The 21,066-nt window shown below is 44.5% G+C and carries 24 protein-coding genes; 15 read left to right on the forward strand and 9 right to left on the reverse strand.

What is annotated here, in order from left to right; translation table 11 throughout:
- Positions 1-56 precede the first annotated feature (56 nt).
- Positions 57-548 carry a CvpA family protein gene (locus QMY49_RS02845; RefSeq protein ID WP_005432921.1) on the forward strand — a complete coding sequence of 164 codons (492 nt, stop codon included), beginning with the start codon at positions 57-59 and terminating at the stop codon, positions 546-548.
- A gap of 36 nt (positions 549-584) precedes the next feature.
- Positions 585-2,099, forward strand: coding sequence for an amidophosphoribosyltransferase (gene purF, locus QMY49_RS02850; RefSeq protein ID WP_009698549.1), 1,515 nt, complete (start codon positions 585-587; stop codon positions 2,097-2,099).
- 75 nt (positions 2,100-2,174) lie between these two features.
- Here the strand turns inward: purF and QMY49_RS02855 are convergent, their stop codons facing one another.
- Positions 2,175-3,050 (reverse strand): LysR family transcriptional regulator, encoded by an 876-nt coding sequence (locus QMY49_RS02855; RefSeq protein ID WP_005452091.1) that lies wholly within the window; start codon positions 3,048-3,050, stop codon positions 2,175-2,177.
- A gap of 284 nt (positions 3,051-3,334) precedes the next feature.
- Between QMY49_RS02855 and QMY49_RS02860 the strand changes: the two genes are divergently transcribed.
- The 7 genes from QMY49_RS02860 to recR all read left to right on the forward strand — a co-directional run bounded on the left by QMY49_RS02860 (position 3,335) and on the right by recR (position 9,157).
- Positions 3,335-4,441 (forward strand): response regulator, encoded by a 1,107-nt coding sequence (locus QMY49_RS02860; protein ID WP_005452090.1) that lies wholly within the window; start codon positions 3,335-3,337, stop codon positions 4,439-4,441.
- 227 nt (positions 4,442-4,668) lie between these two features.
- Positions 4,669-4,800: a hypothetical protein gene (locus tag QMY49_RS02865; protein WP_005452089.1), complete on the forward strand. Its 132-nt coding sequence runs from the start codon at positions 4,669-4,671 to the stop codon at positions 4,798-4,800.
- A 15-nt stretch (positions 4,801-4,815) separates the two neighbouring features.
- On the forward strand, positions 4,816-5,220 hold the full coding sequence (locus tag QMY49_RS02870; RefSeq protein WP_005452088.1) for a YbaN family protein: 405 nt from the start codon (positions 4,816-4,818) through the stop codon (positions 5,218-5,220).
- A 166-nt stretch (positions 5,221-5,386) separates the two neighbouring features.
- Positions 5,387-5,932 (forward strand): adenine phosphoribosyltransferase, encoded by a 546-nt coding sequence (gene apt / locus QMY49_RS02875; protein ID WP_005452085.1) that lies wholly within the window; start codon positions 5,387-5,389, stop codon positions 5,930-5,932.
- An 8-nt stretch (positions 5,933-5,940) separates the two neighbouring features.
- The gene (dnaX, locus tag QMY49_RS02880; RefSeq protein ID WP_017189330.1) at positions 5,941-8,115 is read left to right on the forward strand and encodes a DNA polymerase III subunit gamma/tau; all 2,175 of its coding nucleotides are present in this window, start codon (positions 5,941-5,943) and stop codon (positions 8,113-8,115) included.
- Between the two features lie 82 nt (positions 8,116-8,197).
- Entirely contained in the window at positions 8,198-8,527 is a 330-nt protein-coding gene (locus QMY49_RS02885) for a YbaB/EbfC family nucleoid-associated protein (protein WP_005432961.1), read from the forward strand.
- Between the two features lie 30 nt (positions 8,528-8,557).
- The gene (gene recR, locus QMY49_RS02890; RefSeq protein WP_017817816.1) at positions 8,558-9,157 is read left to right on the forward strand and encodes a recombination mediator RecR; all 600 of its coding nucleotides are present in this window, start codon (positions 8,558-8,560) and stop codon (positions 9,155-9,157) included.
- Positions 9,158-9,210: 53 nt separating this feature from the next.
- Here recR and aqpZ read toward each other — a convergent pair whose 3' ends face one another.
- Positions 9,211-9,909: an aquaporin Z gene (aqpZ, locus tag QMY49_RS02895; protein WP_045489652.1), complete on the reverse strand. Its 699-nt coding sequence runs from the start codon at positions 9,907-9,909 to the stop codon at positions 9,211-9,213.
- A 203-nt stretch (positions 9,910-10,112) separates the two neighbouring features.
- A complete protein-coding gene (locus QMY49_RS02900; protein ID WP_283314033.1) occupies positions 10,113-11,372 on the reverse strand; it encodes an amino acid permease in 1,260 nt (419 codons plus the stop codon).
- A gap of 315 nt (positions 11,373-11,687) precedes the next feature.
- Here QMY49_RS02900 and QMY49_RS02905 point away from each other — a divergent pair, with 315 nt between their 5' ends.
- Genes QMY49_RS02905 through QMY49_RS02915 form a run of 3 tightly spaced genes read left to right on the forward strand, consistent with a single transcriptional unit; the run spans position 11,688 to position 14,046 of the window.
- Entirely contained in the window at positions 11,688-12,068 is a 381-nt protein-coding gene (locus tag QMY49_RS02905) for a RidA family protein (protein WP_283312725.1), read from the forward strand.
- A 14-nt stretch (positions 12,069-12,082) separates the two neighbouring features.
- Positions 12,083-13,360, forward strand: a complete 1,278-nt coding sequence (locus QMY49_RS02910) for an L-cysteine desulfidase family protein (RefSeq protein WP_009698544.1) — start codon at positions 12,083-12,085, stop codon at positions 13,358-13,360.
- A gap of 29 nt (positions 13,361-13,389) precedes the next feature.
- Positions 13,390-14,046: a helix-turn-helix transcriptional regulator gene (locus QMY49_RS02915; protein WP_005452072.1), complete on the forward strand. Its 657-nt coding sequence runs from the start codon at positions 13,390-13,392 to the stop codon at positions 14,044-14,046.
- Here the strand turns inward: QMY49_RS02915 and QMY49_RS02920 are convergent.
- A complete protein-coding gene (locus tag QMY49_RS02920; protein ID WP_005452071.1) occupies positions 14,043-14,291 on the reverse strand; it encodes a YkgJ family cysteine cluster protein in 249 nt (82 codons plus the stop codon). The two genes, QMY49_RS02915 and QMY49_RS02920, sit on opposite strands and share 4 nt — an antisense overlap.
- Positions 14,292-14,512: 221 nt before the next feature.
- On the opposite strand from QMY49_RS02920, the gene QMY49_RS02925 reads away from it, so the two are divergent.
- Together QMY49_RS02925 and QMY49_RS02930 are read left to right on the forward strand one after the other, a co-directional pair.
- On the forward strand, positions 14,513-14,950 hold the full coding sequence (locus QMY49_RS02925; RefSeq protein WP_005452070.1) for a YcgN family cysteine cluster protein: 438 nt from the start codon (positions 14,513-14,515) through the stop codon (positions 14,948-14,950).
- 184 nt (positions 14,951-15,134) lie between these two features.
- On the forward strand, positions 15,135-15,845 hold the full coding sequence (locus QMY49_RS02930) for a spondin domain-containing protein (protein WP_283312727.1): 711 nt from the start codon (positions 15,135-15,137) through the stop codon (positions 15,843-15,845).
- Between the two features lie 54 nt (positions 15,846-15,899).
- Here QMY49_RS02930 and QMY49_RS02935 read toward each other — a convergent pair whose 3' ends face one another.
- Positions 15,900-16,151 carry a GlsB/YeaQ/YmgE family stress response membrane protein gene (locus QMY49_RS02935; RefSeq protein ID WP_005452067.1) on the reverse strand — a complete coding sequence of 84 codons (252 nt, stop codon included), beginning with the start codon at positions 16,149-16,151 and terminating at the stop codon, positions 15,900-15,902.
- Positions 16,152-16,476: 325 nt separating this feature from the next.
- Here QMY49_RS02935 and QMY49_RS02940 point away from each other — a divergent pair, with 325 nt between their 5' ends.
- On the forward strand, positions 16,477-18,168 hold the full coding sequence (locus QMY49_RS02940) for a mechanosensitive ion channel family protein (protein WP_283312730.1): 1,692 nt from the start codon (positions 16,477-16,479) through the stop codon (positions 18,166-18,168).
- A gap of 62 nt (positions 18,169-18,230) precedes the next feature.
- On the opposite strand, the gene QMY49_RS02945 is transcribed toward QMY49_RS02940, so the two are convergent.
- The 4 genes from QMY49_RS02945 to QMY49_RS02960 all read right to left on the reverse strand — a co-directional run bounded on the left by QMY49_RS02945 (position 18,231) and on the right by QMY49_RS02960 (position 21,033).
- Positions 18,231-18,515 (reverse strand): putative quinol monooxygenase, encoded by a 285-nt coding sequence (locus QMY49_RS02945; protein WP_005452063.1) that lies wholly within the window; start codon positions 18,513-18,515, stop codon positions 18,231-18,233.
- 25 nt (positions 18,516-18,540) lie between these two features.
- Positions 18,541-18,936: a VOC family protein gene (locus tag QMY49_RS02950; RefSeq protein WP_005452061.1), complete on the reverse strand. Its 396-nt coding sequence runs from the start codon at positions 18,934-18,936 to the stop codon at positions 18,541-18,543.
- Positions 18,937-19,019: 83 nt separating this feature from the next.
- Positions 19,020-19,316, reverse strand: coding sequence for a ribbon-helix-helix domain-containing protein (locus QMY49_RS02955; RefSeq protein ID WP_283314036.1), 297 nt, complete (start codon positions 19,314-19,316; stop codon positions 19,020-19,022).
- 139 nt (positions 19,317-19,455) lie between these two features.
- A complete protein-coding gene (locus QMY49_RS02960) occupies positions 19,456-21,033 on the reverse strand; it encodes an alkaline phosphatase (protein WP_283312733.1) in 1,578 nt (525 codons plus the stop codon).
- Between the last annotated feature and the right edge of the window lie 33 nt (positions 21,034-21,066).

Here is a 21,066-nt window from a genome sequence, read left to right on the forward strand (position 1 = left end):
CGTTTGCGTCAGCATTTTTTCTGTTAAAATGCGCGCCAACTTAAGATGAAGAAAACATGAATTGGTTAGATTTTGTCATTTTAGGTGTGATCGGATTTTCAGCTCTGATCAGTTTAGTTCGCGGTTTTGCTAAAGAAGCTTTGTCTTTGGTGATTTGGTTCGGAGCATTTTTTATCTCCAGTAACTACTACGCCAAATTGGCGGTGTACTTCACCAACATCGAAGATGAAATGTTTCGAAACGGAGCCGCAATTGCGGCGTTATTCGTCGCAACCCTAGTGGTTGGTGCAGTGGTGAATTACGTCATTGGTCAACTGGTACAAAAAACAGGGCTATCAGGAACCGATCGAATTCTCGGTGTGGTGTTTGGTGGTTTACGCGGAGTACTGATTGTTTCTGCGGTGCTGTTTTTTATGGATGCGTTTACTGCATTCCCAAGCTCGGATTGGTGGAAAGAGTCACAGTTGGTCCCTGAGTTCAGCCGTATCATCGCCCCATTCTTCGAGCATTTAAAAGCAACATCAAGTTTTCTGTCTGGCACTATCTAGTAGTGCCAGCTACTGTCGCAAATCGAGGATTAGGACATGTGTGGTATTGTTGGAATCGTGGGCACAACGCCTGTAAACCAGTCTATTTATGACGCGTTAACGGTGTTACAGCATCGTGGCCAAGATGCCGCTGGTATTTGTACCATAGAAAGCAATCGTTTTCGTCTGCGCAAGGCGAACGGTTTAGTGAAGGATGTGTTCGAAGCAAGACACATGCAACGCTTGCAAGGTGAGGTGGGTATTGGTCATGTTCGTTACCCTACTGCAGGTAGCTCAAGCGCCTCAGAAGCTCAACCTTTCTACGTAAACTCTCCTTTCGGTATTACACTTGCCCACAACGGTAACCTGACAAACGCTCATGAAGTTCGTCAGAAACTGTTTGAAAAAGACCGCCGCCATATCAACACCACTTCAGACTCAGAAGTGCTTCTTAATGTACTGGCTCATGAAATCGACACCGTTAAAGGTAACGTGACTTCTGAAGACGTGTTCCGCGCGGTGACTAATGTGCATCGCACTATTCGCGGTGCATACGCAGTAACAGCGATGATCATTGGTCACGGTATGATTGCATTTCGTGACCCTCACGGCATTCGTCCTCTTTGTCTTGGCAAGCGAGAAGTAAACGGCAGAACAGAGTATATGGTGGCGTCAGAATCTGTCGCATTGGATGCTGTTGGCTTCGATTTTGTTCGCGACGTGGCGCCTGGTGAGGCAATTTACGCGACATTTGACGGTGAGCTATACACTAAGCAGTGTGCTGACAACCCTAAGCTGAACCCATGTATTTTTGAGTTCGTTTACTTTGCTCGTCCAGATTCATTCATCGATAAGATTTCAGTGTACAGTGCTCGTGTTGAAATGGGTAAGAAGCTCGGTGAGCGTATCAGCGAAGACTACGCAGATTTAGACATCGACGTGGTTATTCCTATTCCAGAAACGTCTTGCGATATCGCACTGCAAATTGCTCAAGCGATTGATAAGCCATACCGCCAAGGTTTTGTGAAAAACCGTTACGTAGGTCGTACCTTTATCATGCCGGGACAACAGCAACGTAAGAAGTCGGTACGTCGTAAGCTCAATGCAATCCGCTCTGAGTTCAAGGGCAAAAATGTCCTGCTAGTCGATGACTCTATCGTACGTGGTACGACTTCAGAGCAGATCATTGAGATGGCTCGTGATTCCGGTGCGAACAAAGTGTTTATGGTTTCTGCCGCGCCAGAAGTTCGTTTCCCGAATGTTTACGGTATCGACATGCCAAGCGCAACAGAACTGATTGCTCATGGACGCGATAACGAGACCATCTGCAAGCAAATCGGTGCGGATGCTCTGATTTATCAACGTCTCGATGATTTAGTCGAGGCAGTTGGTCTTGGTAACCAAGATATCACTACGTTTGATACATCCGTATTTAACGGTGAGTACGTGACGGGTGATATTGACCAGCAATATCTGGATTTCCTTGATGGTCTGCGCAACGATGATGCGAAAACACAGCGCGAAATCCAGCAAGACCTAGCAAACTTAGAGTTGCACAACGAAGGCGCTTAAATCGCACTTCTCAAGAGATAAAAAAACCAGAGCTTCGGCTCTGGTTTTTGTTTTCTATCGGCTTATGTTTTTAGCTTAGTGAATGTTGTAAGCAATCACGAAGTCGATGAATAAGCGTACCTTTTCAGGTAAGTGGTCTTTGTGGTTGTAGAGCATGTAGATGTCACGCGGGTTTGCGCTCCAATCTGGTAGTACGCGCACAAGATCGCCGCTTTCGATGTACTCTTTGATCATCACGTCAGGCATCAAAGTAATACCTAAACCTTCTGAACAAGAGCTACGAACCACGTTAAGTGCGTTTGCTTGAAAACGACCGCGCTCTACGTTCACCACAGACTCTCCTTTGCTGTTAATCAGTGTCCACTTGATAAGCGGTGAGCCTTTTAGCAAAGAGTGGTTAGAAAGCTCCTCAGCGTGATTTGGAGCTGGGTTCGCCGTTAAGTAGTCAGGGCTTGCAACCAAAATATCTTTTACTTCACCAATTTTGCGTGCAATCAGACTTGAATCACGTTGCGGACCAACACGGAAGATCACGTCCCATTCGGTCGGATCAAGTTGATCCGCATTGCTTTCCGTCGTCAACTCAATGTTGATATCTGGGTACTGCTTCATGAACGAATTGAACATTGGCATCATCATGCGCTTCGTCAGATTGTACGGCGCAGAAATTTTGATTTTGCCCGATGCACCGCGGCAGTCATCCGTAATTTCCTCAGCTGTCGAGGTTAGGCGTTGCAGCAGAGGTGAGCATTCATGGTAAAAGCGTTCTCCAGCTTCAGTGAGAGAAAGCTTACGCGCATGACGGTTCAGCAATCGAAGATTGACAGAGTCTTCTAGCGCTTGAATGCGTCGGGTGATGGTTGCCACCGGAATCATGGTTTTTCGCGAAGTTGCGGTATAGCTCCCATTTTCGACAACCAATCGAAACAGGTTTAGATCATCTAATTTCATATTTCCAGACACATTAAATTACCGTTTATGGCTAATTTATAATTAACTTTGTGATCAAAGTTTGCTTTAAGTCAACATGTTGCACCATTTGAACACAGCAGGACGCTCTTAGTAAATACTGATAAACCATGGAATATTTGTATAAACGTCAATTTAAGGCTACGGTTTATAACAAGGTGAAAGGGCCTGACGTCTTGCTGCACAACGTTTTGTAAGATGTGAATACAACAAAAATAATAACGTATAAATTTGTTTTTTGACTGAGCTTTGTGAGGTGCAAAGGTATGTTTAAGACTCACGGTCAAACGGCAATGGTCTCGGCGCAGGAAGTGGTCAATCACAAGCTCATCATGTTGGTGGACGATGACCCCATATTTCGTAGAGTAACTAGTGCCTATTTAGAAAGTCAGGGTTACAAGGTAGTAGAAGCTGAAAACGGTTTAGAAGCACTGCAGCAATTGCGTGAGTGCGAGCCTGACCTTGTCTTATGCGACTTATCCATGCCCGTTTTAGACGGAATCGAGTTTGTGGAGGAAGTAAGCCTAGAATATCCATCGATGCCATTGATCGTGGTGTCAGGTACAGACGAAATGTCTGACGTGGCAAAAGCGCTTCGATTTGGTATCAAAGACTTCCTACCAAAACCTATTGGAAATTATCACCATCTCTCTCAAGCGATTGACAATACGCTGGAAGATTCGGACTGCCACTTTGCTGAACAACGAGATTTTTCGAGCCAGTGGTTCCGAGTTGATGATGGTGGAGAGATGCCAGATGACCAAGAGCTTCATTGGCATCTTGAGTATCTACAGCAAAACCCGAATGCAGCGCGTGATTTGTTGCACGCTCTATTGCCTGAGAAAGACACCTCTCAGGGAGATTGGAAGTGCTCGTACCGATTACTGCAATCGACAGACGTGATGCCATTGGTGTTTGACTACCGATGGTTAATGAACGGGCAATTTGCTTTCTACCTTGTGGATTCGGCTTCACTGCAGCAAGACGGCGTAGCAACCACATTACTGGTGAGAGCTCTGTTTGATGATTATCTACGCAACTTAAAAAGTTTTAGTGCCGATCTTAAAGACATGGTTGAGATCATTGAAAAGGGCATACAATGTTCAGAGTGTGCAGGTGCAGTAAATGCAGTGTTCGGCGTGGCTGATTTAGCATCATCGTCAGTCTCTATATTGCCGGCAGGTCTGGACAGTCAGTGGTCTGATGGACATGTTAATCAACACATCGCGGCCGGCAATCGTCTTGGCGATGGTAGTATGAAGAATTTTATTACCCGCGAACTTCCAATTACCACAGGTGGACAGCTTTCAATTGGCTGCTTAGGGACCTCAAGCTTTAGCCTAAACATTGTACGATTGAATCGTTTAATGTAATGAATTCAGAAATTCACGAGCAGCACTCATGTGCTGCTTTTTTTATTGTTTAAAATCCTATATCTTATTAATAATCATTCTCACAATAGCCTTACTTTTTGTTGGTGTTTAGCGTTTGCTGTTTAAGGTATAGTCAGCGCTTAAAACAATAATGATCCATTTGCGTAACGATAATTTAACGATATGTAATTGGGAGAAAGCTAAGTCAACAAGTGAGAAGAAGCATCATGGCAGACAAAGATTTTAAAGAGCCTTATAATATTTTTTACTTTTTAGGTTTCATTGCAGTTCTTTTGATCCCAACTTTACCTGCAACGCTAACCTGGATTCGCGTACTGAACGGTTACGCAGGTTTTTAATTAAACGATTGTTTTTTGGAGTCCACCATTCGTATTAAGCGTTACTTTTTCAATATTGCTGGTGGACTCTGCATGATACTTGGCATTGCTGGTATCGTCCTTCCATTACTTCCAACCACACCTTTTATTCTATTAGCCAGCGCCTGTTTTATGCGTGGTAGTCCTGCTTTTCATCGTTGGCTGCATGAGCATAAAACGTTCGGACCTATGCTAGAAAACTGGCACAAACACCGAGCGGTTACACGAAAAGTGAAGCAGCGTGGTGCTGTATTTATCGTGCTCAGTTTTACCGTATCTATTCTGGTTGCTCCCATTGTCTGGGTAAAAATTGCGCTTTTAGTGATGCTAATCGTTTTACTGAGCTGGTTTATGCGTCTACCTGTGACTGAGCTGGTTGCTGACCGAGAAGAAAATCACTAAGATTGTAGAGAATAGTGTGCCCGCTCTTCGAGTGGGCGTTTGTATTTTCAGCGCCTGTAACTTTTAAAATAATGAGTACGTCGCGCTGAAAACCTATTGTTTATTGCCCTCATATATACTGCGATAAGAACAGAGGGTGATGAGCCAATCTAAGTAAATCGGTATTATGACTACAGAAACAATTTCGCTGATCAAATCTAGCATCAAAAGCATCCAAGATTACCCAAAACCAGGCATTCTTTTCCGCGACGTAACTAGCCTACTGGAAGACGCAAAAGCGTACCAAGCAACGATTAACCTATTAGTTGAACGTTACAAAGACATGGGCTTCACGAAAGTGGTCGGCACAGAAGCTCGTGGTTTCCTATTTGGTGCGCCTCTAGCACTTGAACTGGGTGTGGGTTTTGTCCCTGTGCGTAAGCCAGGCAAACTACCTCGTCCTACTGTGGCTCAGTCTTATGAGCTTGAGTACGGTGTGGATACGCTAGAGATTCATACTGATGCAATCGTAGAAGGCGATAAAGTATTGGTTGTTGACGATCTGCTAGCGACTGGCGGTACAATCGAAGCAACAACAAAACTGATCCGTCAGCTTGGCGGTGAATTAGAGCACGCTGCGTTCGTTATTAACCTGCCAGAAATTGGTGGTGATAAGCGCCTAGAAGGTCTAGGTCTTAACGTATACAGCATTTGCGAGTTTGAAGGACACTAATACATTCAATGAGTTATTTAGCTTTAGCGCGAAAATGGCGTCCTAACAAGTTTGATCAAGTGGTTGGACAAAGTCATGTCTTAACTGCTCTGGAAAACGCGTTAGCGCAAAATCGCTTACACCATGCGTACCTATTCAGTGGCACGCGAGGCGTTGGTAAAACGTCAATTGGCCGCCTGTTTGCTAAGGGCTTGAACTGCGAAACAGGGATCACTGCTAACCCTTGTGGGAAATGTGATACTTGTCGTGAGATTGATGAGGGTCGCTTTGTAGACTTACTTGAAATCGACGCAGCTTCTCGTACTAAAGTTGAAGATACTCGTGAACTGTTAGACAACGTTCAATACAAACCCGCGCGCGGACGTTTTAAAGTGTACCTCATCGATGAGGTACACATGCTTTCGCGTCACTCTTTCAACGCGCTGTTAAAGACATTGGAAGAGCCGCCAGAGTATGTGAAGTTCTTGTTGGCAACGACAGATCCACAGAAACTGCCAGTGACGATTTTGTCACGTTGTTTGCAGTTCCATCTTAAGCCAATCAGTGTTGATGATATCCATCAGCAACTTGACCATATTTTGGAAAAAGAACAAGTCTCTGCAGAAGCAAGAGCACTTGGCATGATCTCGCACGCTGCAGATGGCAGTATGCGCGATGCACTGAGCTTAACTGACCAAGCTATCGCCCTTGGTAACGGTACGATTCAAACTGACATCGTTAGCCATATGCTGGGTACGATTGATACAGACCAAGCTATCCATTTGCTGGAATCAATCAGTAGTAAGCAACCTCAACAAGCGATGGATAAAATCCAACTACTCGCATCAAATGGTGTAGAGTGGGATGGGTTACTACAGCAATTAGCTTCTCAGCTTCATCGTGTTGCGATGCACCAAGCTCTGCCTTCGACTTTGGACCAATCGCAGCCTGATGCTGAAAAAATTGAATTATTAAGTAAAGCTCTGACACCGCAAGATGTTCAGCTTTACTACCAGATCGCCTTGAAAGGTCGTGAAGACCTGACGATGTCACCAAATGGTCGCGTCGGCATGGAAATGATTGTATTGCGTATGATGGCATTCCGTCCGTCAGCAAATAACAACGCAAACGTAATTTCTACCTCATCGCAGCCTCAAGTCGCGCCGACTGCGACAGTGAGCCAACCACAAATTGCTCCACAGCAGCAATCACCTCAACTGCAGCCATCGAAGCAACAAACACCTGCAGCACAAGCGCCAATGCAGCAGATGCAAAGCCGCCCAGTGCAATCAGCGCCACAGCATGCAGCTTCTCAACCGATGAGCCAACCAGCGACGCAGAACGAAGCGCCACAGTATCAACCTGAGTATCAGGGTGGATACGATATGGCACCACCGCAATATGACATGGCTCCACCAATGAGTGAGAATCCTGCGCCAACGCAGCACGCTCCTCAACAGTCTCAGCCACAACAAAGTGCGCCTTCTCGCGGTAATTTGAGTGGTTTACGCCATCAATTGCGCTCACAGCGTCAAGGACAACAACAAGCAACAACTCCGACTGGTGGTCCAAAAAAGCCTAAAGCGGCACCTGCACAAAAAGAATCGGTTATTGACCGTTTAGCGCAATTGCATGGCAATTCTGCGCAGGTGTCGCCTAAATCTACTCCTCAAGCTGAAAATCAAGAGCCGGAGGATGAGGCATACCGTTGGCGACCAACAAAACCGGTCGAAAAGAAAGCCAATACGGAACTGACACCGACGCAGCTCAAACAAGCGTTAGAACATGAAAAAACGCCAGAAATGGCGCAAAAGCTGGTGGATGAATCTCTAGAAAGAAGTGAATGGGCGAATCTAATTAGCCAAATGGACACACCTAAATTGGTGGAACAATTGGCTTTGAACTCGCACTTTGATAAAGAAGGTTCAACGGTTTCACTACAATTAAGAGGCAATCAAGCTCACCTCAACACCGATAGAGCGCAGAGCGAGTTATTAAATGCTCTCAATACAGTGCTAGGGGAAGAGTGCCATTTAAGCATTGATGTCGGTGAAAATGGTGAAACCCCGCTAGAGTTAAGAGATAGGCTCTACCAAGAGAAATTACAACAGGCTCTGATCAGTTTAGAAAACGATCCACACGTACAGTTCATCGAACGTCGATTTACAGCAGAGCTTGATAAAGATAGTGTACGCCCTATCTAAAAATTGAACGGAATGGGGTTGAAAACGTAAAGTGATAACCCCATTAACAGATGCAACACCTAATTAAACCAGAGAGATAAACATGTTTGGTAAAGGCGGTATGGGCAACCTAATGAAGCAAGCCCAGCAAATGCAAGATCGCATGCAAAAGCTTCAAGAAGAAATCGCGAATATGGAAGTAACTGGCGAGTCTGGTGCTGGTCTAGTTAAAGTTACAATCACTGGCAGTCACAGTGTGCGTCGTGTAGAAATCGATGAAAGTCTGATGGAAGACGACAAAGAGATGCTAGAAGATCTAATCGCTGCAGCATTCAACGATGCAGCACGTCGCGTTGAAGAGACTCAAAAAGAGAAAATGGCTTCTGTAACTGGCGGTATGCAACTACCACCAGGTATGAAAATGCCATTCTAATCTGCTGAATTCTAACTAAGCGGATTTTCAATGCGTACCAGTCATATGCTGGAACAATTGATGGAGGCCTTACGTTGTCTACCTGGGGTAGGTCCCAAGTCGGCGCAACGTATGGCCTTTCATTTGTTACAGCGTGATAGAAAAGGCGGTCTGCAACTAGCAGACGCGCTGAGCCAAGCAATGACAGAAATCGGTCATTGCACCGAGTGTCGTACCTTCACTGAAGAAGAAATTTGTCATATTTGTACTAACCCAAAACGCCAAGAAAACGGTCAAATTTGTGTAGTAGAAAGCCCGGCAGACATCGCTGCAGTAGAAGCGACCGGTCAATACTCAGGTCGATACTTTGTACTGATGGGGCACTTATCACCGCTGGACGGAATTGGTCCAAGTGATATTGGTCTTGATGTTCTTGACTACCGTCTGCGCCGAGGTGATATTTCTGAAGTGATCCTTGCTACCAACCCTACGGTAGAAGGGGAAGCAACAGCACACTACATTGCAGAATTATGTAAAGAACACCAAGTCGACGCCAGCCGCATTGCACATGGTGTACCTGTAGGTGGGGAGCTTGAGCTCGTAGATGGGACAACCTTGTCACACTCACTCTTAGGTCGACACAAGATTTAATAAAAAAGCCGCTGAATTCAGCGGCTTTTTTGATCTTGCGGTTTGATAATCAATTAGTCGTTTGATTCTACACCTAGAAGATTCTTATAGATAAGCGCACCTAAGATACCACCAACAATTGGTGCTACCCAGAATAGCCAAAGCTGAGAAACTGCCCAATCGCCAACAAATACGGCAACACCAGTACTACGCGCAGGGTTAACGGACGTATTCGTTACAGGGATACTGATCAAGTGAATCAGGGTTAAACATAGACCAATCGCGATAGGCGCAAATCCCTGAGGAGCACGTTTGTCGGTCGCGCCCATGATCACGATAAGGAACATCATTGTCATCACAACTTCTGTTACAAGTGCTGCTACCATTGAGTACTGACCTGGAGAATGTTCACCGTAGCCATTTGATGCGAAGCCAGAACCAACTACATCAAAGCCAGCTTGACCTGTTGCAATAACGTAGAGTACACCGCCTGCAATCACGCCACCAATCACTTGTGCGATGATGTAAGGGATAACGTCTTTAGTCTCAAAACGACCGCCAGCCCATAAACCGACTGTTACAGCTGGGTTTAAATGACAACCTGAGATATGACCAATCGCAAATGCCATGGTGAGTACGGTTAAGCCGAACGCAAGAGAAACACCTAGTAGACCGATGCCAATATCTGGAAAGCCCGCAGCTAATACCGCACTGCCGCAACCACCAAGCACTAACCAAAAAGTACCAAAAACCTCTGCCATGTATTTATTCATGTTGTTTCCTATTTCGGATTTAGATTACCCGCTGAACATAGTAGAGAATTGTCAGAAAAGTGTGATTCGAAGCACGGAAATTAAGCGAATAACCAGATCGGCGGGTTTTTGTCTCAGATATGAAACGAAATACTCTATGAAGTGGAAACGTAGAGAACCTCGGTCATCATCATGAAGACGAATAACCGAGGTGAGAGGAAGGGTTAACTAAATGCGATGAAAGGTGAGATACACAGTAGAATACCTGTCGCAATGATTAGGTAGAGTGAAGCACCTTTGTATTTATGCAGTGAAGGAACTTGATACACCAAGTACGCAGGGATCAAACAACCAATCAAACCAAAGATCGGGCTACATATTGAAGTAAAACTCAATACTGGCAAGTTCAACACGATAGCGCCCCAAGCCATCAAAATAGCAAATAGAATGATGCCTTTGGTTACCAAATTACGGTTAATCTGCTCTTCAGGCATGACTTTCTTAAGAGCCAGCATTGCAAGACCTTGGCAAGAATCGCGGAACCCTAGGTACACCCCAAAGAACGCCGTCATAACAGAGAAAATGTTCAACATTAAGCTAAGCAATTTCAATGTTGTCCCGTCCATGCCCTGTGCGACCATCGCTAATGCAGAGATGTTCTCTTCAGCTGCTTTTACTGCTTGATCGTGAGACATCGCAAGGGTGAATGAGATTGCATAGAAGAACACGGTGACAAACAGAATACCGAAAGCAATCTTCATCGCACGCATCGCTTTAAAACGCGCAACCTCAATTGATTTCTCTTTAGAGCGGTAAGAGATAACCATTGGGCTCAAGCTTTGAATAAACAAGATTGAGGTAAGAGTGAAGGGCAATAGTTCAATGGCGTCTTTCAAACCTGCACCTGCCGCAGGTACAGAGCCGACGTTAGCAAAGTCCCACTTTTCAATCATCATCACGCCAAGTAAGGCAACGGTACATAACTTGATCAAAACCAGACCAGTGCTCACTTTAAATAAGATCTTTTCACCACGTGACGCGATGGCCACTAAAGCACAAACTAAAACAAGACCATACAGTGGGTTTTCCGACAATAGCCCCTTAGTGATGCCAAAGCTATGTAGGAAAGAGGCTGAGTCATTGTTGATTGCTGTGGAGTAAACGAACACCCAAATCACCAGCATGATGAAGTAGAGTATCCCCAACAGAGCCCCCCATTTATTTCCTAGGTACCCTGAAATGACACCAGCATAGTCTTGGCATTTTGGTGACGTCGATAAGGTGTTAATGAATAATCGTTGGAATAAGTACATGGCAGGGTAACCAATAACTGCCGAAGCAAGGAATACCCAAATGCCCAGTACACCAACTTTTACAGGAAGAAAAACAATACCAGCACCGATTGCCATGCCGATACTCATGATCACCCAACCCCAGTCTGTGCTGTCAAACTTGGTTGCGGCTTTCCATTCTTCTACGGTCATTCCCGCCTTAACGTGAGGCGGCTCTTTGGTTATTGGAAGAGTTTGTGTAGGTACAGTAACGCTCATTGTCGTTGTCTCTTTGTTAGTATGAATTTTTCTCAAATCTATTTGAGAAAAAGAACAACAACAATTTTTTTGTGGAAAATTCAGATAAATTTGAGATCTCGGCAAAAATACTCAATAAAATCTGAAAAAAGATCGATTTATGTGATCTGAAGTAGTTGTTGTATTCGCATATAGTTGAAAGAATAGCTTTGAAATGAAAACTTATTTAAGAGTTTTCTTATTAAAACTAAAAATTATGTGAGGATTAACATGAAAGAATTGATTACTTCAGAGCACGCTCCAACTGCTATTGGCCCTTATTCGCACGGCACTGCTTACGGAGACTTGATTTTTACGTCTGGTCAACTGCCAGTTGATAGTGCAGTAGGCAAAGTAGTTGAGGGGGGCATTACTGCTCAGAGTCATCAATCTTTGACGAACCTAAAACACGTCTTAGAAGCAGGCGGTGGCAGCATTGACACTGTTTTGAAAACAACTTGTTATTTGGCGAACATCAGTGACTTTGCTGAGTTTAACAAAGTCTATGCTGAGTTCTTTAATAAAGAGTGTCCTGCGCGCAGCTGCTTTGCGGTAAAAGATCTTCCGCTAGGCGTATTGATTGAAGTTGAAGCGATTGCTTGCAAAAAGTAATACGGAGAAAAAACATGAATCAGCAATGGAACCAATATATCCAAATCATTAAGCAAGTTGTAAAACCTGCACTCGGATGTACAGAACCCATTGCTGCTGCATACGCGGCAGCAGTTGCAAAACGTGAGCTTGGATGCCAGACCCCAGAGATGATAGAAGTCCGTGTCTCTGACAATCTATTTAAAAACTCAATGGGAGTTTATGTCCCTGGAACCGGAAAGATTGGTCTAAAGATTGCCGCATCTGTAGGTGCGTTGGCCGGCGACCCTAATGCCGAATTGGAAGTTCTTGCCCATATTAATCAAGACAATGTGACTGCTGCTCAACAACTGATTGATGAAGAGCGCGTTAGCGTTGCGCGCATTGATACTCAAGAATTCATCTTTTGCAGCGTCACCATGACTGCTGGAGAAGACACGGTATCAGTGACAATCAGTGGTGGACACACCAACATTATTCAGATCACTCACAATGGCAAAGTGACATTTGATGCGCCCCAACAGCAACGAGTTGCAACTGGGTCTGTTTGTGAAGGTGTGGACATCTCTATCAAACAAATCTACGACTTTGCACTTAAAGCGCCTTTTGAAGAGATCAAATTTATCCTACAAGCGGCCGAGCTCAACAGCTCATTAGCGCAAGAGGGTATCGATAATGGTTATGGATTGGAGATCGGTCGTACATTAAAAGGTAATATCGAGCAAGGGTTGCTTGGTAATGATTTGATGAGCCGTATCCAAATGATGACCTCTGCCGCCTCGGATGCACGTATGGGGGGAGCTACGCTACCAGCCATGAGTAACTTTGGCAGTGGTAACCAAGGTATCGCGGCTACTATGCCAGTGGTCATTGCAGCAGAGGTTTTCCAAAGTACTGAAGAGCAATTAGCTCGTGCGTTAATCATGAGTCACTTAGGTGCGATTTACATTAAATCGTACTACCCACCGCTATCGGCGTTTTGTGGTAATACCGTCACCAGCGCCGCAGCTTCTATGGCGCTAGTATATTTGGCGGGAGGTTCGTTTGAACAGTCATGTTATGCGATTCAGAACGTGATTAGCGACAGTTCGGGCATGGTATGTGATGGAGCGAAATCGTCCTGCGCGATGAAAGTCTGCACTTCCTCTACCACCGCAGTACGCTCATATTTGATGGCTATGGGTAACCACAGCGTGAAGAATCAAGGTATAGTAGGTAACGAAGTCGAACAAACGATTAGAAATGTAGGCTCGATGGTTAGACTCGGTATGCCGTATACTGACAAATCTATTATCGATATTATGTCAGCCTAGCCTCAACGTTTTTGCTAAGGGAAGTAACATTGCTGCTTAAGAAACTCACTAAAAGTGATTTAGATATTTTGAATTCAATGAAGAACGTCGTGGATGGTATTGCACGCATGTATGGTGAGCACACCGAAGTCGTTCTTCACAGCCTTGATGCGGAAGCACCGGAAATTATCAAAATTGCCAATGGTCACATTACTGAACGTGGTGAAGGTGCACCGATTACCAACTTAGCAAGAATGAAGCTGTTAGAGGGCAATGACGTTTCAGACTCGTATTTAACGAAAACGGCGAGTGGAAAGACCTTGCACTCCATTACCACGATAGTTCGCAACCCTAAAAATAAACCGATCGGATTGCTGTGTATTAACGTGGACATGGACGTACCAATGCAAGATTTCTTGCGTTCAATTATGCCGCAACAGCAAAACGAATGTTGTACAGGAGCGCGTTCACCTGAGACATTCGCGCGTAATATTGATGAGACCATCATTAGTACGATTGAAACTGTTCAATCAGAAGTGTGGATGAATGAAGCGATCACACCATCCAAACGTAACCGAGAACTGGTCACCCGTTTGCAAGGGCTGGGTATTTTCAAATACAAAGATGCGGTTTTGATGGTGGCAAATCATCTCGGTATCTCACGCGATACGATCTACCTGTACCTAAGAGAGCTGGGGAACGATTAAGTGAGTTGCTCTAATTCTGTAATGTTGTTTAACGCTTCCTGATTTGTTTTGCCACACACAACCGGACATGGTTTGAAGTCGTGGCAAACTTTCGGGCGTTCTGGTTTTCCGAACAGCTTACACAGATTATCGTCATTTAATTGGATACAACGTTCACCTGCTGGTTTGCCATTTGGCATGCCTGGAATCGGGGAAGAGATGCTCGGTGCAATGCAGCATGCCCCACAACCTAATCGACAATCCATCTTAAAGCCCTCGTAAAAATGAAGGGGGCATTATGGACATTTCTCGCCAGATTGGAAGAGGCGCGCGTAAATTCATCGCAATATGATCGCATTGCTAAATGCGAACAAATCTTACTCAATATTCCTATCACTTCACTCACACCGTAAAACTTGAATTTTGATGCCCAGAGGGGTATAAAACGCACCCAATTCATTCCCACTCAGTAATAAGTAGTAAGCGTATGAGCACTCCATTTTGGCAAAGTAAATCGTTAGAGAACATGACAGAAGAAGAATGGGAATCTCTCTGTGATGGGTGTGGCAAGTGCTGTCTACACAAGCTAATGGATGAAGATACGGACGAAATTTATTACACCAATGTTGCTTGCAGTTGGCTGAACAGCAAAACGTGTTCGTGCAAAGATTACCCGAATCGTTTCACTTCAGGGGAAGAGTGCACCAAGCTAACACGTGAAGATATTGATGACTTTACTTGGCTACCGCACACTTGTGCCTACCGTTTGCTCGCAGAGGACCAACCACTACCAGAATGGCACCCACTGATAACGGGTTCCAAGTCAGCCATGCATGCTGCTGGCGAAAGTGTTAGAAACAAAGTGGTGTACGAGATAGACGTGGTGGACTGGGAAGACCATATCTTAAATCACCCTAATCGATAATATCGGAATAAAAACAAGCCTTTCATGTGAGTGAAAGGCTTGTTTGTTATTGGGGGAGGATAATTCACTTTGTTGACTAGATATTGTAGAAGTCCGTTTCATTTGCATCTGTGAACAAAGCTGCTTTACTTGAGATAAGTTTTCTGGTTAACACTTTGTTAACTTTTGTCTGGGGAGAGATGCGATGAAGCCTACGAGGAATAAAGTTCTAACTGTCTCTGTATTGAGTCTTATGCTTCTGGGGTGTGGGGGAGATAGTTCTGGGGATAGCTCCGGTTCTACTGTTATCAATGGTGTTACCTATAAGCTTACTTTTAAGAGCGACTGGAATGCGACAAACTTCCCTACCAATTACCCGAGCGGGAGTGCACATTTTTCTCCTTTGATTGGCATGACGCACAACGCTTCAGCTTCCCTTTTTAGCACTGGTAAGTTGGCGACTTCTGGGGTTGAAATTGTAGCAGAGGCAGGTTCAACGAATAGCATAAAAAGTGAAATTGGTAACATTCAGAATTTGGGATTCAGCCAGTCTTTAATTGAAGGTGGGGATTTGCCGAATGGCCAGACTCAAGTTGAAGTGACCTTTAGCTTAGACGAAGATTTCAGTTTAGTTAGTGTGATTACTATGGTTGCGCCAAGCCCAGACTGGTTTGTTGGCGTCGATAGTCTTAACTTGTTCCAAAATGGTCAATGGGTTGATGAACTGGTTGTTGAACTCAAAACTTATGATGCAGGAACCGACGACGGCGTATCATTTACTTCAGGGAATGCAGATACCTCTCCTAAAGAAAACATAACTCTGTTAACGTCTGCAGCTTCAGATACTGATTTTTCAAATGGTGTTCATCGCTCATCTGGGCAGCACATTGGTACGTTTACATTTAAGCGTCAATGAGTAATAACGAGCCTATCGTGATGTTTTGATAGGCTCTATCTGCTATGCATTACATTAGTTTTTCAAGAAGCGGTTGTAGACAAACAACAATACAAACGCGCCTAATGTGGCGGTGATGATGCTGCCGATATTTACGCCATCAGCACCGCCCAGCCCGACAAAGCTTCCCAAGAATCCGCCTACGAAGGCACCAGCAATGCCCAACACCATAGTCGCGATCCAACCGCCGCCATCATTGCCTGGCATCAGCCACTTAGCGAGTGCTCCGGCTATCAAGCCCAGAATGATCCAAGATAGAAAACCCATGATTTCTCCTTATTGATGAAACAAATAGCGTTCACTCCGTTCAATCATAGTCCATTCTTACTCAGGTGATGTATTTGTGGCGACGGTGATGCACACCTAATCTTCAGTTTGTATCAATATCAACACAATGGAACTTGTCATAGGTTTTAGCTAATGGCGAATAAAACAGAGTAAATAATGGACATTGATTATGAATTTTGACGCTTAATTTACTAAATGCTGCTCGGTTTGCGAATTCGTGTTGTAAACTTAGAGCATCTAATTTCAAGGATTTACATTCCATTTCTCGATCGTGTTGATTGGGATTGTCTCTTACGAGGTAAAAATGACGTTACTATCCCCCCTTAAAGTGCGTTTGACCCCATGGTTGGTTTTAATGGCTCTGCTGACTCTGACAATGAACCCTTTCATTGTACAAGCTACGGAAAGCGTTGAGACCACAGTAGATATGCCAAAAGTTTCTGCAGCAGAGAAGGCTATTGATAATATTAACCGAGACATTCTCGACTTATCTGAAAGTTTAAAGTTAGCTAGTGGAGACGAACGCGATGCACTTCAACTACAGCTTTTCCAGAAAAACGAAGAACTGAGAAGTCGTCTCGCTACTGCGATCAGTAATAAGTCCATTCCTCATGAGAAGTTGATTGAGCTCGTACAAACTCAAGAGAAGTACTCAGAAGGTGCCGTGGTTTATCTCGATGACAAAATCAAAGCGCTGAATGAGGAAATCAATAAGTCAAAAGACGAAGATAAGCTTTCTTTAATCAATAGCTATCGTGAGCTGCAACAGTATTTGGATGTAAGTTATGAATCGAGTTGGCAAAATTTAAACTGGTTGAAGAAGTTAGACGTTCAAGACGAAGATGCTGATGCTGAGTTTAAAGAGGGCGTAGATAAGCGTATGCGTCTGCTATCTGCGTCTATCGAGTACCTCAACCAGCAAAGCGAAATCATCGGTTCACAAGTCTCTTCTAGCCCAGAATCTGAAAAAGCGTCTTTACAACTGAGCCAACTGATCCTTAAACAACGCCTTAATATTGCTACCGATAGCCTTCGCAAATTAATTTCGATTGGTGACAAAGTAGGGCTGGAGACGTCTGAGTATAAACGTCAGATATTTGAAGTGACAGGTAGCATCACCCATGATCTTTTGAACTCAAAAGTCATTTTGTCTATCCTGAGTCATTGGTCGAACTCTGCGGTAGATTGGTTCGCGGAGAATGCGCCACAGCATGTTTTCCAGCTTTTTGTCTTTGCCCTGATCTTATTGATTGCTCGTTCATTGGCGAAGTTAACCCGAAAAGTCGTGAGTAAAACGGTAGCCTCTAAGAATTTGAAATTGTCGCATTTGATGCAAGATTTCTTTATTTCGATGTCGGGCAAGGCGGTATGGATCATCGGTATCATGGTCGGTTTGTCTCAAATCGGTTTAAACCTTGCTCCAATCCTAACTGGTTTCGGTATCGCCGGTGTGATCATTGGTTTTGCATTACAAGATACATTATCGAATTTTGCGGCAGGCATGATGCTGCTGATCTATCGCCCATTTGATGTTGGTGATTTCGTATACGCGGGTGGTGTTGACGGTAAGGTAAGCCACATGAGTTTGGTGAATACTACGATTCGTACATTCGATAACCAAATTATCATTGTGCCAAACAGCAAGATTTGGGGCGATGTGATTAAGAACGTGACGCACGAGCGTATTCGTCGAGTTGATATGGTCTTTGGTATTGGCTATGCCGATGATCTGCTAAAAGCAGAAGAAGTTCTGAATGATATAGTCACGTCTCACCCTTCAGTGCTTCGATCACCAGAGCCAAACATCAAGGTTCATACGCTAAATACATCATCGGTTGATTTTATTGTTCGCCCTTGGGTGAAAACCGACGATTATTGGGATGTGTACTGGGATGTGACAAAAGAAGTGAAATTGCGTTTTGACCGCGAAGGTATTTCGATTCCTTTCCCGCAACAAGATGTTCATTTACATATGGTCGACAAGAAAGACGCGTAACTCTCTCAACAGAAACTAAAGGCACTCACTTGAGTGCCTTTTTTATTTTTGTGCTTTAACGCTTATAGCTCTTCAAAGAAGGTGATTTTTGGCTCACTAGCTAGTAAACCATCGATAGTACTAAGCAGAGCTTGGAAATGTTCAGTATTACAGTGTTGGTCAAAAGCCGCTTGGTCAGCAAATTGCTCTTGGAACAAAAATTGGCAAGCGTCATTTTTGTCTTGGAAAAGTTGGTAACGCACGCATCCTTCTTCATTACGAGTTGGCACTAACATAGCTTCTAGTGCCTGCTTAAGTGTCGATGTGTGTTCTGGTTTTGCGTGAAATGCAGCAGTTAAATGAATCATAGTTATGTTTACTTCTTTGTTGTTATTAAAGGTAACGACCTTGTCGTTGTAAGAATTCGATTTTGTAACCGTCAGGATCGGTGACGAAGAAGAAGGTTGCTAAGTGTTTTTGCTGGTGGTCAAACACCTTGATATCACTTGCCTCAATATCAAGTGATGTTAAGCGGCGGTGTGCGGCTTCAATGTCTTCAACACTCACCGCAAGGTGACCATAACCCGAGCCGTGAGTGTACGGTTCGCTTTGGTCATGATTGTGAGTCAGTTCAAGTTCGAACCCTGTTTCTGAGTTCGCTAGGTAAGTAAGAGAAAAGCCGTCGAATACGTATTGGTCTTTGATTTCTAGCTCAAGTGCGTCGCGGTAGAACTTAAGAGAACGCTCCAGATCGCTTACGCGGATCATGGTATGAATTATTTTTGTCATGAGTACTCCTTAATCGTGCGCCTAGACTAGTCAGTTTCGACGCGCAATGGGTAGTACTCAGGTACGACAATAAAATGCAGGGATCAGTGTTGCTCGCTCAAAGCTCTTCCAATCGTTGCCTGAGGTCGGCGGGCGTAGGTGAGGCAAGCGCAGCGAAGTAGGGAAGCAAAGTTGTTGACTTCACCGTTGTGTTCCAGCGCTTCTTGGTAAACAGTACTGATGAATTTTGGTACCGTCATGTCTTGTGCTGAGGCAATTTCTTCTAGTGTTAGCCAGAAACTTGATTCGAGCTTCACACTGGTTGCATGGCCATCAATACGAATCGAACGGGTCACAAACTGATAATTTTCCTGGGGCTGTTTGGCAAATATTTCACACATAGCATTGGTCATTTTTATAAATATTTGGCAAATAGTGGAGCGCGAAGCGCGAAGCGTCAACCGTTTCAATGTAAAAAAACGCCTTCAAACGAGGGCGTTGAAGTTTCATCAGAAGATGAAAGTAAGTGCAGAGCGGAAATTATTTAATTTGTTGAATGAGGTATTCGCCCAGTTGTGAGTGATGCATGATCTTTGATACTGGCAGGATGGTCCCCGCAGGTCCCCAAGCGAATACATTGACCGGCGTATGCGTGTGTGTACCCGTTCCCCACACTGTATTTTGTTTGGTCGCTTGTTCTCGAGCCAACAAGTTTCCGCGATCGTTGTATGGGAAAAAAGCATCAAAATCATTGATTGCTGGAACATTCTCTTCACTCAGGTACTTGTGGCTTGCCAGTCGGTAAGGGTTTGGCTTACTTGCCAATACGCGCTCAGCTTGCTCCGGAGTAATGGCAAAGTCGCTACTTGCATTCACGATTTCTGCTAACTTTTCTGGTGTTTGCTGCGCTTTATCGAGTTTTTGGAACTCGCTGATCATACCGTAGTAGCTTTTTTTTTGATTGTAGAGTCCATCGAGAATGTCAAACTGACCAAAGTTGAAGTTTGGTGCGTAATCACGCTTAGCAAAAGCTTCGCCACTGCGCTTTTCTGGTTTAGGAAGGTTTGCTGAGGAGTAGCTGAAGCCAAAAGAGCCTGTTTCATGGTCGGCAGTGACGATTACTAGCGTATCTTCACGACCTTTCGCCCATTCATAAACGGAATTGACGGCTTCATCAAATTTGATCAACTCATGAAGCATGGTACCTGCATCGTTGCTGTGACCTGCCCAGTCAATTTGACCGCCTTCTACCATTAAAAAGAAGCCATCTTTGTCTTTTGATAGCACATCCAGTGCTTTTTCTGTCATCTCTTTAAGGGATGGTTGGGTGCGTTTCGGGTCATTTTTGCTATGGCTGTAAGCAATGCCATCGTTCATTCCTGAGTAAGCAAATAGACCAAGAACTTTTTCTCCTTTAGCGTTTTCTAACATGTCGCGATTAAACGCTAAGCTGTAGCCTTGCTGTTGCGCTTCTGTCAGCAAGTTGCGCTCATCTTTACGCTTTGATTTTAGGTAAACATCGCCTTGGGTGAGCTTTTCAAGTTGCTTATATGTGTCGCCTTTGTCGTTGGTAGATTTTGGGAGCCAATGACGAAGACCGCCAGAAAGCATGACATCAACACCCGTCTCTAGCATGTCGACGGCAATACTGTTTTCTAGTGAGCGGTGAGGTTGGTGCGAGGCGAAAGCGGCTGGGGTCGCGTGCGTCATTCGAGTGTCGGAAACAAGACCTGTCGCTTTACCTTTTGCCTTAGCTTTTTCTAAGATCGTTTCAACGTGGTTGCCTTGACTGTCGATACCAATTACTTCAGAAGCGGTTGGAATGCCAGTGGCAAGCATGGTTGCAGAACAAGCAGAATCCACCACAATGGCATCTTCAGGGTTGGTTAACGATGAACCAATAACACCTTCCTGTGCCAGTTTATAAAGTGCGGTGGTTTCGCCTTTGTAGATTGAATTAGGTGCATGATTCGCGTAGGTCTCAAGCAAACCGACTTGTTGAGGTCCCATACCATCGCCAATCATTAAGATAACGTTTTTGATCTCTGCCGACAGAGCGCTGAAAGAGAGCGTAGATGCCGCCACTGCTGTGACGATTGGGGTCGCTAAGTGCTTCATTGTATATTCCTTATTTATAAAAGCGCTCGAATT

The organism is Vibrio harveyi, from assembly GCF_030060435.1.
Classification (GTDB): domain Bacteria; phylum Pseudomonadota; class Gammaproteobacteria; order Enterobacterales; family Vibrionaceae; genus Vibrio; species Vibrio harveyi.

What these genes read in the sequence shown, in the direction of transcription:
- QMY49_RS02845 (WP_005432921.1), top strand. Translation starts at nt 57, where the DNA reads ATGAATTGGTTAGATTTTGTCATTTTAGGTGTGATCGGATTTTCAGCT.
- purF (WP_009698549.1), top strand. Translation starts at nt 585, where the DNA reads ATGTGTGGTATTGTTGGAATCGTGGGCACAACGCCTGTAAACCAGTCT.
- QMY49_RS02855 (WP_005452091.1), bottom strand. Translation starts at nt 3,050, where the DNA reads ATGAAATTAGATGATCTAAACCTGTTTCGATTGGTTGTCGAAAATGGG.
- QMY49_RS02860 (WP_005452090.1), top strand. Translation starts at nt 3,335, where the DNA reads ATGTTTAAGACTCACGGTCAAACGGCAATGGTCTCGGCGCAGGAAGTG.
- QMY49_RS02865 (WP_005452089.1), top strand. Translation starts at nt 4,669, where the DNA reads ATGGCAGACAAAGATTTTAAAGAGCCTTATAATATTTTTTACTTTTTA.
- apt (WP_005452085.1), top strand. Translation starts at nt 5,387, where the DNA reads ATGACTACAGAAACAATTTCGCTGATCAAATCTAGCATCAAAAGCATC.
- dnaX (WP_017189330.1), top strand. Translation starts at nt 5,941, where the DNA reads ATGAGTTATTTAGCTTTAGCGCGAAAATGGCGTCCTAACAAGTTTGAT.
- QMY49_RS02885 (WP_005432961.1), top strand. Translation starts at nt 8,198, where the DNA reads ATGTTTGGTAAAGGCGGTATGGGCAACCTAATGAAGCAAGCCCAGCAA.
- recR (WP_017817816.1), top strand. Translation starts at nt 8,558, where the DNA reads ATGCGTACCAGTCATATGCTGGAACAATTGATGGAGGCCTTACGTTGT.
- aqpZ (WP_045489652.1), bottom strand. Translation starts at nt 9,909, where the DNA reads ATGAATAAATACATGGCAGAGGTTTTTGGTACTTTTTGGTTAGTGCTT.
- QMY49_RS02900 (WP_283314033.1), bottom strand. Translation starts at nt 11,372, where the DNA reads ATGACCGTAGAAGAATGGAAAGCCGCAACCAAGTTTGACAGCACAGAC.
- QMY49_RS02905 (WP_283312725.1), top strand. Translation starts at nt 11,688, where the DNA reads ATGAAAGAATTGATTACTTCAGAGCACGCTCCAACTGCTATTGGCCCT.
- QMY49_RS02910 (WP_009698544.1), top strand. Translation starts at nt 12,083, where the DNA reads ATGAATCAGCAATGGAACCAATATATCCAAATCATTAAGCAAGTTGTA.
- QMY49_RS02920 (WP_005452071.1), bottom strand. Translation starts at nt 14,291, where the DNA reads ATGGATTGTCGATTAGGTTGTGGGGCATGCTGCATTGCACCGAGCATC.
- QMY49_RS02925 (WP_005452070.1), top strand. Translation starts at nt 14,513, where the DNA reads ATGAGCACTCCATTTTGGCAAAGTAAATCGTTAGAGAACATGACAGAA.
- QMY49_RS02930 (WP_283312727.1), top strand. Translation starts at nt 15,135, where the DNA reads ATGAAGCCTACGAGGAATAAAGTTCTAACTGTCTCTGTATTGAGTCTT.
- QMY49_RS02935 (WP_005452067.1), bottom strand. Translation starts at nt 16,151, where the DNA reads ATGGGTTTTCTATCTTGGATCATTCTGGGCTTGATAGCCGGAGCACTC.
- QMY49_RS02940 (WP_283312730.1), top strand. Translation starts at nt 16,477, where the DNA reads ATGACGTTACTATCCCCCCTTAAAGTGCGTTTGACCCCATGGTTGGTT.
- QMY49_RS02945 (WP_005452063.1), bottom strand. Translation starts at nt 18,515, where the DNA reads ATGATTCATTTAACTGCTGCATTTCACGCAAAACCAGAACACACATCG.
- QMY49_RS02950 (WP_005452061.1), bottom strand. Translation starts at nt 18,936, where the DNA reads ATGACAAAAATAATTCATACCATGATCCGCGTAAGCGATCTGGAGCGT.
- QMY49_RS02955 (WP_283314036.1), bottom strand. Translation starts at nt 19,316, where the DNA reads ATGTGTGAAATATTTGCCAAACAGCCCCAGGAAAATTATCAGTTTGTG.
- QMY49_RS02960 (WP_283312733.1), bottom strand. Translation starts at nt 21,033, where the DNA reads ATGAAGCACTTAGCGACCCCAATCGTCACAGCAGTGGCGGCATCTACG.